The following is a 15,354-nucleotide window of genomic DNA, read 5'->3' as shown; positions in this document are numbered from 1 at the left end:
CGAGCCGCTGCTCGCGCGCCTTGGCTGCAGGGCTGGCGCAAAATAAAAAAAGCCACCGGTGATTGCCGGTGGCTTTTTTTTTCGTGCGCCAGGATCAGTCCGCGCTGGCCTGCTCCAGCCCGCGCGCCAGGCTCGAGATGCTGGGGTTGTCGATGAACACGCAGCGCTTGCCGTTGCGCTTGCAGTAATCCTTGACCCGCCAGTAGGCGCTGTGGCTGATGCAGCCGGTCTGGCAGATTACCAGGTCGGCGGCGGCCAGGCTGGCGTCGAGGCGGTTGGCGTTGTCTTCCAGGCCGCCGTCGTGGTGCGAGAACTGCGCGCCCTCGCGCTCGATCAGCTCGCGGTAGGTGGCGACATTGCCGCTGCGTCCGCCCACGCACAGCACGGCGCGCTCGCTCAGGCGCAGCGGCATTTTCATGACGTGCTCGACCACTTGCCGGGTTTCTTCCTGGATCGGCATCGGCGCCGGCGCTTCCACCGCGCGCGCCAGCTCCAGCCGCAGGTCGGCGATTTGCTGGCGCATGATGCGCTCGCGCTCGTCCATTTGCTGCAGGCGGTCGGCCAGGCGGGCGCGGGTTTCCAGTCCCGGGATCGATTCGCGCAATTGCTCGAGCTCGGTGCGCAGCGAATCGACCAGGCTGTCCTTGCCCACCACTTGGGCGCGCAGCTGCATCAGTTGCGACGCGTGTTTTTCGGCATCGGCACTTTTTTCCGCCAGCAGGGCGGCGGCGCGCTGTTGCGACTTGGCCAGTTCCTGCGCCAGGCGGGTGTTCTCCAGCAAGGTGGCATTGAACTTGGTGATGTCGGCGCGCACGCAGGCGCCGGCCTGGTGCTGCACCATGTGCAGGTCGCGGCACATCTGCTCTTCCACCTCGGGGCTGCAACGCGGGTGGGTGAGGCCGGCCCAGAACGCGCCGGCCACATCGCCAGCAGCGACGGCAGCGCGCCACAGGTCGGCCACCTGCTCGGTGGTCTTGGCGGCGCGGAAGCGCAGCAGCACCGGGGCGTAGCGGCGTTCCAGTTCCTTTTGCAGCGCTTCGGACAGGCGGTTGCGGGTGGCGCACTCGGTGACGGCACCAACGTGTACTTCGTAGTCGTCGGCCAGCACCTTGCCGTTGGTGACCTTGTCCACCAGCTTGCGCAGCACGCCCAGCGGGAAACCGACCCCGACCAGCGGGCAGTGGCAGGCATGGCCCAGCTCCCACAGGCGCCGGCGGCGGGAGGCTTGCGCCTCGGCGTTGGCGCTGGCGACGTTGTGGATCACCGGTTTGACGGGACGCAGCACCTGCTGGGGCGGCTGCACCGGCCCGCTGGTCTCGGGGCCGGCCGCAGGACGGCCGGCCATTTGCGGCATGGCGGCGGCAATAATCGCCGCCAGGGGATCGTGTTTCTCGCACATGGTGATGAGCTCCGCGTCAGGCCGTGGCAGGCGTGCTGCGGGCACGTGCCATGATGCGGCTGAGGAAATTGGTCTTGTCCTGCTCCTGCAGGTTGCGTTCGACGACTGTTGCCCACTGCTCATGCAGTTGCTGGCAGGTGGCGCGCAGCACCGGCGCCAGGTCGGGCAGGCTGGCCAGTGCTTTCAGGTGGCGCTCGATCACGGAGGCCAGCTTGACGCAGCCGCCGCCGTGGTCGTTGCCGGCCGTGTAGTGCGACATCAGGTGCAGCACCGCCGAGAGCATCAGCTCGGGATGATGGCCGCCCTGCGACGGCGCGAGGAAAATCGGATTGCTACGGTCTAGGTCTATGGCCATCAAACGCTCCTGGGTCGGAAAAAGAGAGTTCAGCTGGCTATGCACATTGGCTGGCAAACTCGAAGGGGAGAGTGGGCGCACACGGTGGCGCGCCCGGTTTCACGCACAGTGATCTTATGCCGTCAGGATCAGCTTGTTGAGCTGGGTGACGCGCAGGCGGTACACGCGCCCCGCATGTTCGATTTCGAGTTCGCGGCCACCATCCATCAGGCCGGCGCTGCTGATACGCTTGATTGGCGATACGGCCGAGACCACCGAAACGACGGCGGGAGCAGGACGGACATTCATTACGGGTTGGGTCATGGGCAGGGCGGTAGGCATCGTCATTTCTCCTTTAAATAAGAATGATTCGTATTTGCATTCATTATTGTAGAAGGCGGGACGGAATGCAAGCGCTATTTTGTGCAAACTCGGCCAAATGATAAAAAACCAAGACAATATAAAAAAGCCCGGCTTGGAGGCCGGGCGCAAGGCTGGGTTGGAGCGTGCTACGTGCTACATGTTCACATTGCGGCCAGCAATTGCGCCGGGGTGGCTGCTTCGTTTTTGCTCTTGGCCGCCGCCAGCTGCTTGGCGCGGGTGCGCGAGGGGGGCAGGCGGCGCAGGGTTTTCAGCGCTTCGGCATCCTTGATGCCGATGGTGCGCTGGTCCACGCTGATCAGGCCGATTTCGTTGAAGGCCGACAGCGTGCGGCTCACGGTTTCCAGCGTGAGTCCCAGGTAGCTGCCGATCTCGTGGCGCGTCATGCGCAGGTTGAACAGCTTGGCCGAATAACCCATATGGGCGAAGCGGTCGGCCAGCGTGACCAGGAAGCGCGCCACGCGCGCTTCGGCGGACAGGGCGCCCAGCATGCCGATCATGGCCTGTTCGCGCACCAGCTCGCGGCTCATGACGCCGTACATCATGTTTTCCAGTTCCAGGTGCACGCGGCCCAGCGCGGTCAGCTTTTTGAATGGCAGCAGGATCAGGTCGCAATCGGACAGCGCCACCGCTTCCGACGAATAATGGCGGGTGTGGATGCCATCGACGCCAAGCATGTCGCCCTTCATCGGGAAGCTCAGTACCTGCTCGTTGCCGAACTCGTCGATCAGCACGGTTTTCAGGAAGCCGGAGTTGACGATGTACAAGGTGTCGAACGGCTGGCCGATGGTGTGGATGCGCTGGCCGGTTTTGAACTGCACGTGCTGGAACAACAATTCCTCGGTCGTGACCGACACCGCCGACGGAATGTGCAGCAAATCGCACACTTCCTTGAGGTTGGACCAAAGGCGCCCCTGACGCTGGCGGCCGGCTTCCATCGACGACGATTGCAGGGTCGTCGTGACCGGGCGAATTTCAGACGCTTGCGTTGACAGCATGGTGAGCTCCTGTGTGCACATTCGAAACAGTGGATGGAAGGCCGCCCGGTTGTGGCTGAAGCAGCGGTGAGCGGCTCGCACGGCACTCTTGTAGCCGTGCAGCATGAAACAGTGATTTCAGTATGCCAACAGGGGCCGGGGCTGGATATCAGCAATGGCTGAATATCAGCGTAGGAGCGTACGCAGGTTTGTAGGAGAAATCCTACCGGAAGGGGGAGTGATCAGGTTTTGAACGGCGACAGCAGGCGATGCGCAACGGCATATTGAACCATTTCGGACAGCGATGTCATCCCCATCTGTTGCATGATGCGGGTTTTATGGGTGCTGACGGTTTTGACGCTCAGGTGCAAGCCGTTGGCAATCTCGGTGATCGACTTGCCTGCCACCAGCAAGGAAAACACCTCGAATTCGCGGTCGGACAGCTGTTTATGCAACAGGCTCTCATTGGGCATCATGATGTTGAGCGCCAGTTGCTCGGCCACCTCGGTGCTGATGTAGGGCCGGCCGGAAGCGACCTTGCGGATCGCGCCGACCAGCTGGGTGCCGGCGCTTTCCTTGGTCAGATAGCCGTGGGCGCCGGCGCGGATGGCCCGCACCGCGTATTGCTCTTCCTCGTGCATGGTGAGAATCAGGATGGCCAGCTTGGGCGCTTCGGCCTTGATCTGGCGGATCAGATCGACCCCGCTGCGCCCTGGCATCGACAAATCGAGCATGAGCAGGTCGAAGCCGCCCTGGCGCACGTGGCTCAGTACCTCGAAGCCGTCGATCGCTTCGCCGACGATGTCGATGTCGGGAGCACCATCGAGAATGCGCTTGAGTCCTTCGCGCATGATCGTGTGGTCGTCGGCAATAACTATTCGGATCATCGTGGGCCGCTCACGCGCGAAGTGTTGGAAAGTAAAAAGTATTGCGATTGAAGTAATCTTGTGATGCTACTACAAAAAATTACACGGCGGCCTATTTTTTGTACTCGGGCTCGGCGATCAGGCGGTGTACCAGTACCGGAATGCGTGATTGTGACAACACCTTGTTGGTTACACTGCCCAGCAGCAACTGGCCCCAGCCGCTGCGTCCGTGCGAGCCGATGAAGATCAGGTCGCACCCATGCTTGACGCCGGCGGCGACGATTTCCGTCGCGGCGCTTTCGGCAAATGTGGTCAGCGCGGTACATGTAATGTTGCGTCGCGCACACGCTTGCACCACGTCGCGCACATGTTCCTCGCCAGCGCGCAGCAGGGCGGCGCGGTATTCTTCCTCGCTCGGATAGCTGGGAGGGATGATTTCCACGTAAATCGGATACTGGTAGGCGGGGGCGACAAACAGGACCAGCACTTCGGCGCCCAGTTGCTCGGCAAACGTGACGCCGGCGCAGGCGGTCTTGCTGGAGACGGAAGATCCGTCGGTGGTGATCAGGATTTTTCGGTACATGGCAAGCTCCCGGAAAGAGACGGCACGCGTTTCATTGTAGACGTGATTTACATTATTGCTAGTATGGAAAGAGTTGATGATTCTCAAACATAACGATTTTACTTGGCGTACCGAATGTTTAAAGGTGTTGGCTGAGGCTTCTTTTTTTGCACTCAAGCATTAATTTTGTGTCACAAGCTGCCCGTTGGGCCGACATCCGGTGATAGTATCTCCAAATACAACGGAATGTGACGCCGTCCCGGTAATCGCCGTGGCGGGTTTGGCACATCCGGCGCGGCCCTGCTACACTCGCGATAGTGTTTTATTGCCGTGCATCATCATCGTGGGGCAGCAATTTTACAAATTATGGAGAAGCACGGATTATGACCAACGCCGCTGACGATTTCGACGCCTTATTTGAAGAAGTGTCCGCCCAAAGCAAGAAAGCCGCGCCTGCTCCAGCGCCAGCCCCGGCTCCCGCAGCAGCCGAAGACGACCTGGAAAGCCTGTTCGACCAGGTGTCTTCCGGTGTCGCCGTGAGCGCGCCGGCGCCGGCCCCTGTGACCGCCGCACCTGTCTCAGCCGCACCCAGTGCCGAAGGCGGCGAGGGCGATGAAACCGACAAGCCGATGTTCGAACGCCTGGGCGGCATCGTGCGCTTGTTGCACGACTCGCTGCGCGAACTGGGCTACGACAAGGCGCTGACCGAAGCGTCGTCGCAGATCAACGACGCCCAGGACCGCCTCGAATACGTCGCCACGCTGACCGAGCAGGCCGCCAACAAGGTGCTCAACACCCTCGACGAAGCCATGCCCGACCAGGACACGCTGTCGAAGCAGTCGAAAGACATGGAAAACCGCTGGGCAGACCTGTTCGCGGGCAAGCTGAGCCTGGACCAGTTCAAGCAACTGGCCGGCGATTCGCAAGCATTCGCCGCTGCTGTCTCGGCCGCCACCGAAACCGAGAAGGCCCGCCTGCTCGAAATCATGATGGCGCAGGACTTCCAGGACATCACCGGCCAGCTGATCAAGAAAGTGGTGATCATCACCAAGACCGTCGAGGCGGAACTGGCGCAACTGCTGCGCGACAACGCACCACCTGACGTGCGCGAGAAAATCGCCCAGAAGGAAGTGACCTTGATGACTGGTCCATCGACGCCGACCGTGGCGCTGAGCCAGGACAGCGTGGACGATCTGCTTGCCGATCTGGGGTTCTAATGGACGATATGCTCAAGGATTTCGTCGTCGAGGCGATGGATCTTGCGGTCAACGTGGAAGAGCACTTGCTGGCGCTCGAACGCGATCCTGACAACAAGGAAACCCTCAACGCGGTGTTCCGTTCCTTCCACACCATTAAAGGCGGCGCCGGTTTCATGGGCCTGCCGGCGATGGTGACGGCTTGCCACCTGACCGAAAACCTGTTCGACGCGCTGCGCACCGGCGCCGCGCCCGTCACGCCGCTGGCGATCGAGGCGGCGCTGCAAGCGTCCGGTTTCGTGGCCGACCAGCTGGCCGAACTGAACAACGGCGCCGAGCCGGGCAGCCTGCCGGCCCTGCCGCAAGACCTGGAAAGTTTGCTCAACGACGCCATCGCCGGCAAGGCTGACAGCACGCCTGTTGCCGCCCCGGCCGCAGCACCTGCACCGGCGCCTGTCGCCGCGCCGGTCGCTGCTGCGCCGGCAGCCGTGGCCCCTGTGGCCACCGCGTCGCCGGACGGCCTCGACTGGGAAGCCATGTACGAAGCAGTGATGCCGGCCGGTAGTTATACCCGTCCGGCAGCAGCTGTTGCAGGCCCGGCTGTGGCTGCCGCACCGGCACCTGCCGTGGCTGCCGTTGCCGCCCCGGTTGCCGCCGCAGCCACTGCGGAAGTTGTGCCGGTCGCCGCCGCGCGCCGCGAAGCACCAGAGAAACGCGACGAACGTCCGCAGAGCGCCCCCGCCAAAGAAGAGTCGATTCGCATCGATGCTGTTAAACTGGATGCCTTGCTCGAAGTGGCGGGTGAATCGGTGCAGGCTGCCAACCAGGCAGCCGTGCTGCTCGAGCGCCTGATGCAGTTCAAATTCGAGGGCCAGGCACAGACTTTGATGGCCACGCTGGCAGAAACGCTGGAGCGGGCGTCGCGCTACTCGACCGAATTGCAGCGCGCCACGCTGGCCACGCGCATGCAGCCGGTGGGACGTTTGTTCCAGAAGTTCCCGCGCCTGGTGCGCGAGCTGGCCAAGGATCTGGGCAAGGAAGTGGAACTGACCATCGAAGGCGCGGAGACCGAAGTCGATCGCGTGGTCGTGGACAGCCTGTATGATCCGCTGGTGCACATGTTGCGCAACTCGCTCGATCACGGCGTGGAGTCGCCGGCCGATCGCTTAGCTGCCGGCAAGCCTGCCAAGTCGTATATTTCGCTCAAGGCGTGGCAGGAAGCCAACAGCGTAATGATCGTGCTGCAGGATGACGGCAAGGGCATGGACCCGGTGATGCTGCGCGCCAAGGCGCAGCAAAAGGGGCTGATCAGCGAATCGGCCAACCTGACCACCGAGGAGTGCTACCAGCTGGTGTTCCTGCCGGGCTTCTCGACCAAGGAAGTGGCGTCGAGCGTGTCGGGCCGTGGCGTGGGCATGGACGTGGTGAAAACCGCTGTCGAGAAAAACCGTGGCGCGATCAACATCGAGTCCGGCCTCGGCAAGGGCACCAAGTTCTCGATCCGCCTGCCGATCGAGTTGTCGATCGTGCCGACCATGCTGGTATCCACCTCCGGTGCAGCGCTGGCGCTGCCGATGGCGGTGGTGCAACGCGTGGTGGAATTGCCGGAAGTGTTCATGGAGGTGGGCGGCGCCCCGGTCCTCAAGGACCAGGGCCGGCCACTGCCGGTGCGCTCGCTGGCCGACTCGCTCGGGTATGAGAGCTGCCGCGAGAAGGTCGGTATTGTTGTCGCTGCACCACAGCCATACATCCTGGCCGTGGAAGCGGTCGATGGCACTGCCGACCTGGTAATTAAACCGATGACCGCGATTACCGTCGAGGGCATTACCGGTACCGCACGTTCGGCCGAAGGCGAACTGGTACTGGTGGTAGGCCTATCGTTCCTAATGGATGGTTGTCGAGGTAGTGTACGCATGGCGGCTTGAGTCGGTAGACCAAGCCAGCAACATCAAAAGCCTGCGTCCACGCAGGCTTTTTTTTTTACAGAATTTTTTCAGGAGTCACAGGCAGTGCAGGAACAGGCGGAACCGCGCGGGCTCACGAGGCCAGCCTCCGGCGGCTGCTTTCCATTTGCACACTATGGCATAATCAAACAGCATCACTCACACAGGCTGTAGCAGCACACATCATGATGAAGACGCTTTACGACAAACTCTGGGACTCGCACGTGGTCAAGGCCGAAGAAGACGGCACCACGATCCTCTACATCGACCGCCACCTCGTGCACGAAGTGACCAGCCCGCAAGCCTTCGACGGCCTGCGCGAAGCCGGCCGCGCACCGTGGCGCGTCTCGGCCAACCTGGCCGTGGCCGACCACAACGTGCCGACCACCGCGCGCGTGGACGGCATCGCCGATCCGGTCTCGCGCCTGCAGGTGGAAACGCTGGACAAGAACGCCAAGGCCTACGGCCTCACGTACTTCAACATGAACGACAAGCGCCAGGGCATCGTCCACGTGATCGGACCGGAGCAGGGGGCCACCCTGCCGGGCATGACCGTGGTCTGCGGCGACTCGCACACGTCCACCCACGGCGCGTTCGGCGCGCTGGCGCACGGCATCGGCACGTCCGAAGTCGAGCACGTGCTGGCCACGCAAACCCTGCTGCAAAAGAAATCGAAAGCCATGCTGGTGCAGGTGGACGGCGTGCTGCCGGCCGGCGTCACCGCCAAGGACATCGTGCTGGCCATCATCGGCAAGATCGGCACCGCTGGCGGCACCGGCTACTGTATCGAGTTCGGCGGCTCCACCATCCGCGCGCTGTCGATGGAAGGCCGCATGACCGTCTGTAACATGGCGATCGAAGCGGGCGCGCGCGCCGGTATCATCGGCGTGGACGACATCACCATCGATTACGTCAAAGGCCGGCCGTTCTCGCCGGCCGGTCCGCACTGGGACCTGGCCGTTGCCTACTGGCGCACCTTGCACTCGGACCCCGGCGCGAAATTCGACCTGGTGGTCACGTTGGACGCCGCCCAGATCAAGCCGCAGGTCACCTGGGGCACCTCGCCCGAGATGGTGGTGGCAATCGACGGCCGCGTGCCCGATCCAGACCAGGAAAAAGACAGCGTCAAGCGCGACGCCATGGAAAAAGCGCTGGTGTACATGAACCTCAAGCCCAACACGGCCATCGAGGACATCCGCATCGACAAGGTATTTATCGGTTCGTGCACCAACTCGCGCATCGAAGACTTGCGCGCCGCCGCCCACGTGGTGCGCGGCAAGCAGCGGGCGTCCAACGTCAAGCTGGCGATGGTCGTGCCGGGTTCCGGCCTGGTCAAGGAACAGGCCGAGCGCGAAGGACTGGACCGCATCTTCAAGGATGCCGGGTTCGAGTGGCGCGAACCGGGCTGCTCGATGTGCCTGGCGATGAACGCCGACCGCCTGGAACCGGGCGAACGCTGCGCCTCGACCTCGAACCGCAACTTCGAAGGCCGCCAGGGCCAGGGTGGCCGCACCCACCTGGTGTCGCCGGCGATGGCCGCCGCAGCCGGTATTGCCGGCCACTTCGTTGACGTGCGCGCACTGCGCTGACCTGCCTGGAGCCCAACATGAAAAAATTATTCGCGCTGTCCGCCATTGCCATGGCCCTGGTCCTCACCGGCTGCAATACCGTCAACGGTTTCGGCAAGGACGTCAAAAAAGTCGGCGAGTCGCTCGAAGGCGCTTCGACCAAAAAATAAGCCAATCAGCCGCATATTACCGAACGAGATCATGGAAAAATTTACCATTTATGAGGGCCTGGTCGCGCCGCTGGACCGCGCCAACGTCGATACCGACGCCATCATTCCCAAGCAGTTTTTGAAGTCGATTCACCGCACCGGCTTCGGCCCCAACCTGTTCGACGAATGGCGTTACCTCGACCACGGCGAGCCGGGCATGGACAACAGCAACCGCCCGCTGAACCCCGACTTCGTATTGAACGAGGCGCGTTACCAGGGCGCGTCGATTTTGCTGACCCGTAAAAACTTCGGCTGCGGCTCGTCGCGCGAGCACGCGCCGTGGGCGCTGGACCAGTACGGCTTCCGCGCGATCATCGCCTCGTCGTTTGCCGACATCTTCTTCAACAACTGCTACAAGAGCGGCTTGCTGCCGATCGTATTACCCGAAGCGCAGATCGATCATCTGTTCAATGAAGTCAAGGCCTTCCCCGGTTACCGCCTGGTGGTGGACCTTGAACAGCAACGCATTTCCACCAGCAACGGCAGCGTCTCCTATCCCTTCGAGATCGACGCCTTCCGCAAGTATTGCCTGATGAACGGGCTCGACGATATCGGCCTGACCCTGCGTCACGCCGACGTTATCCGCGGCTTCGAAGAGCGCCATCTGGCAACCCAACCCTGGTTGGCCAACGTCATTTAATCAAGATCAGATCATGAAAATCGCAATCCTCCCGGGCGACGGCATCGGCCCGGAAATCATCGCCCAGGCCGTCAAAGTCCTCAACGTGCTCGGCGAATCGTTCGAGCTCGAAACCGCCCCGGTCGGCGGCGCCGGCTACGCGGCCCACGGCCACCCGCTGCCCGATGGCACGCTGGCGCTGGCCAAAGCGGCCGACGCCGTGCTGTTCGGCGCGGTTGGCGACTACCAGTACGACACGCTCGAGCGCGCACTGCGCCCCGAGCAAGCCATTCTCGGCCTGCGCAAGCAGCTGGGCCTGTTCGGCAACCTGCGTCCCGCCATCCTGTACCCGGAACTGGCCGGCGCCTCCACCCTGAAACCTGAAGTGGTGTCGGGCCTCGATATCCTGATCGTGCGCGAACTGACCGGTGACATTTATTTCGGCCAGCCGCGCGGCGTGCGCGAGTGCCCGGACGGTCCGTTCAAGGGCCAGCGCGAAGGTTTCGATACCATGCGCTACGCCGAAGGCGAAATCCGCCGCATCGCCCACGTGGCGTTCCAGGCCGCGCAAAAGCGCGACAAGCGCTTAACCAGCGTGGACAAGGCCAATGTGCTGGAAACTTTCCAGTTCTGGAAAGACATCGTCACCGACGTTCACCAGGAATACCCGGACGTCGCGCTCGACCACATGTACGTCGATAACGCCGCCATGCAGCTGGTGCGCGCGCCGAAGAAATTCGACGTCATCGTCACCGGCAACATGTTCGGCGACATCCTGAGCGACTGCGCAGCGATGCTGACCGGTTCGATCGGCATGCTGCCATCGGCTTCGCTCGACGCCAGCAACAAGGGCCTGTACGAGCCGTCGCACGGCTCGGCGCCGGACATCGCCGGCAAGGGCATCGCCAATCCGCTGGCGACGATCCTGTCGGCGGCGATGATGTTGCGCTACACGTTCAACAAGAACGAACAGGCCGACCGCATCGAGACCGCCGTCAAGTCGGTGCTGGCGCAGGGTCTGCGCACTGCCGACATCTTCGAACCGGGCACCACGAAAGTGGGCACGGAAGAGATGGGCAACGCGGTCGTCAAAGCGTTGGCTTAAAAATTAATAGACAAGGAAGAGCAAATGAAACTCGTAGGTCTCGTAGGTTGGCGCGGTATGGTGGGTTCGGTCCTGATGCAACGCATGCAGGAAGAGGGCGATTTCGCCCATATCGAGCCGGTATTTTTCACGACGTCGAACCCGGGCGGCAACGCTCCGGCGATGGCAAAGAATGAAACCAAGCTCAAAAGCGCCACCGATATCGACGAACTGAAAAAGTGCGAGATCATCATCTCGTGCCAGGGCGGCGACTACACCAGCGACGTGTTCCCGAAACTGCGCGCAGCCGGCTGGAACGGCTACTGGATCGATGCGGCATCGACCCTGCGCATGGAAAAAGATGCGGTCATCGTGCTCGATCCCGTCAATATGCACGTGATCAAGGACGCGCTGGGCAAGGGCGTGAAAAACTACATCGGCGGCAATTGCACCGTGTCGTGCATGCTGATCGGCCTGGGCGGCCTGTTCCAGCACGGCCTGGTGGACTGGATGACGTCGATGACGTACCAGGCTGCCTCGGGCGGCGGCGCCCAGCACATGCGCGAACTGCTCACCCAGTTCGGCACCATCAACGGCGCGGTCAAGCCGCTGCTCGACGACCCGGCCTCGGCCATCCTGGAAATCGACCGCCAGGTGCTGGCCACCCAGCATGGCCTGTCGGCTGACGAGATCAAGCAGTTCGGCGCGCCGCTGGCCGGCAACCTGATCCCGTGGATCGACAAGGACCTGGGCAACGGCCAGTCGAAAGAAGAGTGGAAAGCCGGCGCCGAGACCAACAAGATCCTGGGCCTGGGCGCGGACTTCGGCTCGGCTGCGATCCCGGTCGATGGCCTGTGCGTGCGCATCGGCGCCATGCGTTGCCACTCGCAGGCGCTGACCATCAAGCTGAAAAAGGATGTGCCGCTCGACGAAATCACCGACATCATCGCGTCCGCCAACCAGTGGGCCAAGGTCGTGCCGAACACGCGTGAAGCGTCGGTCAAGGACCTGTCGCCGGCCGCCGTGACCGGCAGCCTGACGATTCCCGTCGGCCGCCTGCGCAAGATGAGCATGGGTCCGGACTACCTGTCGGCGTTCACCGTGGGCGACCAGCTGCTGTGGGGCGCGGCCGAACCGTTGCGCCGCATGCTGCGCATCGTGCTTGACGCCTGATTCATGACGCCGGCGGCGCTGTCCGCAGCTGACCGGATCGAGGGGTTTTTCCTGTCTATTATTATAGGAAAAATCCCTTTTTGACGTTTAAAGTATGCAGGTGGGTGGCCTGCGGACGTACAAGGCTTGCCTCGGTGAGACCATGATGTTATGTTGATATATCTGGGAAAGTAACATTTTCCCTCTAACAACCATTTGCCGCCCGCCACTATGTCCGTAAACACTCGCTCCAGCATCGTCTCATTCGCGTTGAAAACCCTTGTCGGCGCCGTTGCCAGCGCAGTGTTGATATCGGCTAACGCTGCTGGACTCGGCAAACTCACTGTATTGTCCGCACTGGGCCAGCCGCTGCGCGCCGAAATCGAACTGAGCGCCGTCACCCCCGAAGAGGCCAGCGGCCTGTCGGTGCGGCTGGCGCCGGCCGACGCCTTCCGCACCGCTAACATCGATTTCAACCCGGCGCTCTCGGCGCTGCGCTTCGAGGTCGAACAGCGCAGCGGCCGCCAGGTGGTGCGCGTGTCGTCCAGCCAGCCGCTCAACGAACCGTTTGTCGACCTGTTGCTGGAACTGAACTGGAATGGCGGGCGCATGGTGCGCGAATATACCTTCCTGCTCGATCCACCCGAAATACGCGGCGCGCAGTCGCCGCAGGTGGCCGCGCCGGTGGACCTGGGACCGGCCCGCACACCCACTACCACCACGGCGCCGGCCACCGCGCCGGTCGCAGCCAGGGCGCCCGCCGCCGCTGACGCCAAACCAGCCGCCAGACCGGCGGCCAAGGCCACCGTCGACGAAATCACCGTCAAGCGCGGCGACACCTTGAGCGCCATCGCCAGCCAGGTCAAACCGGTCGATGTCTCGCTTGACGTGATGCTGGTGGCGCTGTACCGCGCCAACCCGGAAGCGTTCATGGGCAACAATATGAACCGCCTGAAGTCCGGCCAGATCCTGGCCGTGCCCGATGCCGGCGCCATCCGTGCCGCCGACGGCGATGGCGCGTCCAGCGCTCGCAGCGTCGTGGTGGCGCATGCGCGCGACTTCAACGCCTACCGCGCCCGCCTGGCTGGCCAGGTCGCCAACAGCACGCCGTCCAAGGATGCCGGCACTGGCCAGAGCTCGTCGGGCAAGATTACCGCCAAGGTCGAGGAAAAGCCGAACGCCGTCAACGCCGCGCGCGACAAGCTCACCCTGTCCAAGGCCACGGCCGACAAGCCGGGCGAAGGCAAGACCGGCGCCGCCGTCGAAGACAAGATCGCCAAACAGAAGCAGGTCGAGGACGCTTCGTCGCGGGTGCAGGAACTGGAAAAGAACGTCAACGACCTCGAGAAGCTGATGGAGGTCAAGAGCAAGTCGGCCGCTACTGCCCCGGTGGCGCCGGCTGCGCCAGCCGCCGCTGAGCCGGCCGCGTCCGCGCCGGCGCCGGCGCCAACCCGGATGGCGCCGGTGATCCCGCCGCGCAAGCTCGAAGAACCGGGCCTGTTCGACAAGCTGGTGGCCAATTCGCAAATGGTGGGCCTGCTGGTGGCCGGTCTGCTGGTGGCCGTGGTGGCGGCGCTGGCTGCCATTGCCGCGCGTCGCCGCCGCAAGTTCGTGGTGCCGCGCGACGAATCCGGCCCCGATGGCCTTGATGCCGCGCCAGCCTGGGATCCGGCGCCGGCCGCGCCAGCCGCCGCTGTTGCAGGTGGTGTGGCAGCCGGTGTTGCGACAGATGCGGCGGCGGTGGCGCCGGTGGTCGATGCTGACAGCAACGCCTTCGACACCCACTTCGCGCCGTCGGCCAGCCAGCTCGACAACAATGAAGTCGATCCGGTGGCCGAAGCCGATGTGTACATCGCCTATGGCCGCGATGCGCAAGCCGAGGAAATCCTCAAGGAAGCGCTGCGCAACCATCCCGAGCGCCATGCCGTGCGCCTGAAGCTGCTGGAGATCTACGCCAACCGCCACGATGCGCGCACCTTCGAGAGCCAGGCCTCGGAACTGTATTCGCTCACGCGCGGGCAGGGCGACGAATGGGCGCAAGCCGCGCGCATGGGCCGCGAACTCGAACCGGGCAACCCACTGTTCGCCAGCGCGGATGCCGACAGCGCCGACGGCTTCGGCACCGCGCCGCTGGCCGCCACCGCCGGCGTGGTGGCGGCTGCCACGGCCGCTGCGGCCTATGCCGCCTACGACCATGAAGACACCGATGGCGATGCACCGGCCGAGGCGACGGCATTTGGCGCCGCAGCAGGCGGTGCTGATGCTTACGACACTGCGCCGGCCGCCTACGCCCCCGGTCTCAACGACGACCTGGAAACCGCCTTGCCGCAGGCGGCGGATGGCCCCGTCTCGCCGGCTTCGGTGGCGGAACAAGCGAATGCTGCCGATTTCGGCCTGGGCGACCTCGACTTTGCCGCGCCCGACCCGTATGCGCAGGATCCATTCGGCAAAGTGCCGCCCGATGCCGCGCCGTTCCTGCAGGACGACAATTTCAATCTGTCGCTCGACAAGCCTGCGCCGGCGCCGGCCGAGGAGCCAGCGTACGATCCGAGCATGGACTTCAGCCTCGACCTGCCAGCCGAACCGGCCCAGCCGGCCGCGTTGGACCAGGCGCCTGCGGCAGCCGACGCCGATGCCACCCGTGTACCGCTCGACTTCGACGCTGCCGACTTCACCATTCCCGACGTGCCGGCCCTGGCCGTGCCGCCAGCAGAGCCGGCCCCGGCTTTGGCCCCGGCGCCAGCGGTGGCTGACAAGGATGCTGCGCCCGAGTTCGACCTCTCCGGCATCGATTTCGACCTGAGCAGCCAGCCTGAACCGACGGAGCCGGCCGCCAGCGCCGAGACTGGCCGTGCCGAGCCAATGTCGGCGTTGCACATGGAAATGGATACCAAGCTCGACCTCGCCGTCGCCTACCAGGAAATCGGCGACAAGGAAGGCGCCCGCGAACTGCTCGACGAAGTGCTGCGCGGTGGTAGCGATGAGCAGGTGGCCAAAGCCACTGCCATGAAGGAGCAGTTAGTCTAATCGCGCCTGATAAAAGCCTCCAGCGCGGCGTTGCAGC

Annotated in this window: 14 protein-coding genes; 8 read left to right on the top strand and 6 right to left on the bottom strand. The window is 63.5% G+C overall.

Going from position 1 to position 15,354, the window contains the following annotated elements:
- Nucleotides 1-94: 94 nt before the first annotated feature.
- The 6 genes from ASF04_RS09340 to ASF04_RS09315 form a co-directional block, all read right to left on the bottom strand.
- The gene (locus ASF04_RS09340) at nucleotides 95-1,399 is read right to left on the bottom strand and encodes a DUF2325 domain-containing protein (RefSeq protein WP_082488667.1); all 1,305 of its coding nucleotides are present in this window, start codon (nucleotides 1,397-1,399) and stop codon (nucleotides 95-97) included.
- A gap of 16 nt (nucleotides 1,400-1,415) precedes the next feature.
- Complete coding sequence (locus ASF04_RS09335; RefSeq protein ID WP_056140390.1) at nucleotides 1,416-1,754, bottom strand: hypothetical protein; 339 nt, start codon at nucleotides 1,752-1,754, stop codon at nucleotides 1,416-1,418.
- Nucleotides 1,755-1,868: 114 nt separating this feature from the next.
- On the bottom strand, nucleotides 1,869-2,042 hold the full coding sequence (hemP, locus tag ASF04_RS09330; RefSeq protein WP_373922135.1) for a hemin uptake protein HemP: 174 nt from the start codon (nucleotides 2,040-2,042) through the stop codon (nucleotides 1,869-1,871).
- Between the two features lie 215 nt (nucleotides 2,043-2,257).
- A complete protein-coding gene (locus ASF04_RS09325) occupies nucleotides 2,258-3,052 on the bottom strand; it encodes a Crp/Fnr family transcriptional regulator (protein ID WP_019922677.1) in 795 nt (264 codons plus the stop codon).
- Nucleotides 3,053-3,333: 281 nt separating this feature from the next.
- Nucleotides 3,334-3,978, bottom strand: a complete 645-nt coding sequence (locus ASF04_RS09320; protein ID WP_056140387.1) for a response regulator transcription factor — start codon at nucleotides 3,976-3,978, stop codon at nucleotides 3,334-3,336.
- A 91-nt stretch (nucleotides 3,979-4,069) separates the two neighbouring features.
- Complete coding sequence (locus ASF04_RS09315; protein WP_056140383.1) at nucleotides 4,070-4,540, bottom strand: universal stress protein; 471 nt, start codon at nucleotides 4,538-4,540, stop codon at nucleotides 4,070-4,072.
- Between the two features lie 362 nt (nucleotides 4,541-4,902).
- On the opposite strand from ASF04_RS09315, the gene ASF04_RS09310 reads away from it, so the two are divergent.
- From ASF04_RS09310 to ASF04_RS09275, 8 genes are all read left to right on the top strand, one after another.
- Entirely contained in the window at nucleotides 4,903-5,736 is an 834-nt protein-coding gene (locus ASF04_RS09310) for a protein phosphatase CheZ (RefSeq protein ID WP_056140380.1), read from the top strand.
- A complete protein-coding gene (locus ASF04_RS09305; RefSeq protein WP_056140377.1) occupies nucleotides 5,736-7,640 on the top strand; it encodes a chemotaxis protein CheA in 1,905 nt (634 codons plus the stop codon). The genes ASF04_RS09310 and ASF04_RS09305 overlap by 1 nt, the downstream gene beginning before the upstream one ends.
- A gap of 203 nt (nucleotides 7,641-7,843) precedes the next feature.
- The gene (leuC, locus tag ASF04_RS09300) at nucleotides 7,844-9,247 is read left to right on the top strand and encodes a 3-isopropylmalate dehydratase large subunit (protein ID WP_056140375.1); all 1,404 of its coding nucleotides are present in this window, start codon (nucleotides 7,844-7,846) and stop codon (nucleotides 9,245-9,247) included.
- A gap of 17 nt (nucleotides 9,248-9,264) precedes the next feature.
- Nucleotides 9,265-9,396 carry an entericidin A/B family lipoprotein gene (locus ASF04_RS09295; RefSeq protein ID WP_019922671.1) on the top strand — a complete coding sequence of 44 codons (132 nt, stop codon included), beginning with the start codon at nucleotides 9,265-9,267 and terminating at the stop codon, nucleotides 9,394-9,396.
- Between the two features lie 31 nt (nucleotides 9,397-9,427).
- The gene (leuD, locus tag ASF04_RS09290; RefSeq protein ID WP_019922670.1) at nucleotides 9,428-10,075 is read left to right on the top strand and encodes a 3-isopropylmalate dehydratase small subunit; all 648 of its coding nucleotides are present in this window, start codon (nucleotides 9,428-9,430) and stop codon (nucleotides 10,073-10,075) included.
- 13 nt (nucleotides 10,076-10,088) lie between these two features.
- Complete coding sequence (gene leuB, locus ASF04_RS09285; RefSeq protein WP_056140372.1) at nucleotides 10,089-11,159, top strand: 3-isopropylmalate dehydrogenase; 1,071 nt, start codon at nucleotides 10,089-10,091, stop codon at nucleotides 11,157-11,159.
- A 24-nt stretch (nucleotides 11,160-11,183) separates the two neighbouring features.
- Nucleotides 11,184-12,311, top strand: coding sequence for an aspartate-semialdehyde dehydrogenase (asd, locus tag ASF04_RS09280; protein ID WP_056140369.1), 1,128 nt, complete (start codon nucleotides 11,184-11,186; stop codon nucleotides 12,309-12,311).
- Between the two features lie 210 nt (nucleotides 12,312-12,521).
- Nucleotides 12,522-15,317, top strand: coding sequence for a FimV/HubP family polar landmark protein (locus ASF04_RS09275; protein WP_229204984.1), 2,796 nt, complete (start codon nucleotides 12,522-12,524; stop codon nucleotides 15,315-15,317).
- Nucleotides 15,318-15,354: the final 37 nt, after the last annotated feature.

It is taken from the genome of Duganella sp. Leaf61 (genome assembly GCF_001421905.1).
Lineage (GTDB): Bacteria > Pseudomonadota > Gammaproteobacteria > Burkholderiales > Burkholderiaceae_D > Rugamonas > Rugamonas zoogloeoides.
Note: the sequence above shows the minus strand (reverse complement) of the source record. Positions and strands in the feature narration are given on the sequence as shown.

What these genes read in the sequence shown, in the direction of transcription:
- ASF04_RS09340 (WP_082488667.1), bottom strand. Translation starts at nt 1,399, where the DNA reads ATGTGCGAGAAACACGATCCCCTGGCGGCGATTATTGCCGCCGCCATG.
- ASF04_RS09335 (WP_056140390.1), bottom strand. Translation starts at nt 1,754, where the DNA reads ATGGCCATAGACCTAGACCGTAGCAATCCGATTTTCCTCGCGCCGTCG.
- hemP (WP_373922135.1), bottom strand. Translation starts at nt 2,042, where the DNA reads ATGAATGTCCGTCCTGCTCCCGCCGTCGTTTCGGTGGTCTCGGCCGTA.
- ASF04_RS09325 (WP_019922677.1), bottom strand. Translation starts at nt 3,052, where the DNA reads ATGGAAGCCGGCCGCCAGCGTCAGGGGCGCCTTTGGTCCAACCTCAAG.
- ASF04_RS09320 (WP_056140387.1), bottom strand. Translation starts at nt 3,978, where the DNA reads ATGATCCGAATAGTTATTGCCGACGACCACACGATCATGCGCGAAGGA.
- ASF04_RS09315 (WP_056140383.1), bottom strand. Translation starts at nt 4,540, where the DNA reads ATGTACCGAAAAATCCTGATCACCACCGACGGATCTTCCGTCTCCAGC.
- ASF04_RS09310 (WP_056140380.1), top strand. Translation starts at nt 4,903, where the DNA reads ATGACCAACGCCGCTGACGATTTCGACGCCTTATTTGAAGAAGTGTCC.
- ASF04_RS09305 (WP_056140377.1), top strand. Translation starts at nt 5,736, where the DNA reads ATGGACGATATGCTCAAGGATTTCGTCGTCGAGGCGATGGATCTTGCG.
- leuC (WP_056140375.1), top strand. Translation starts at nt 7,844, where the DNA reads ATGATGAAGACGCTTTACGACAAACTCTGGGACTCGCACGTGGTCAAG.
- ASF04_RS09295 (WP_019922671.1), top strand. Translation starts at nt 9,265, where the DNA reads ATGAAAAAATTATTCGCGCTGTCCGCCATTGCCATGGCCCTGGTCCTC.
- leuD (WP_019922670.1), top strand. Translation starts at nt 9,428, where the DNA reads ATGGAAAAATTTACCATTTATGAGGGCCTGGTCGCGCCGCTGGACCGC.
- leuB (WP_056140372.1), top strand. Translation starts at nt 10,089, where the DNA reads ATGAAAATCGCAATCCTCCCGGGCGACGGCATCGGCCCGGAAATCATC.
- asd (WP_056140369.1), top strand. Translation starts at nt 11,184, where the DNA reads ATGAAACTCGTAGGTCTCGTAGGTTGGCGCGGTATGGTGGGTTCGGTC.
- ASF04_RS09275 (WP_229204984.1), top strand. Translation starts at nt 12,522, where the DNA reads ATGTCCGTAAACACTCGCTCCAGCATCGTCTCATTCGCGTTGAAAACC.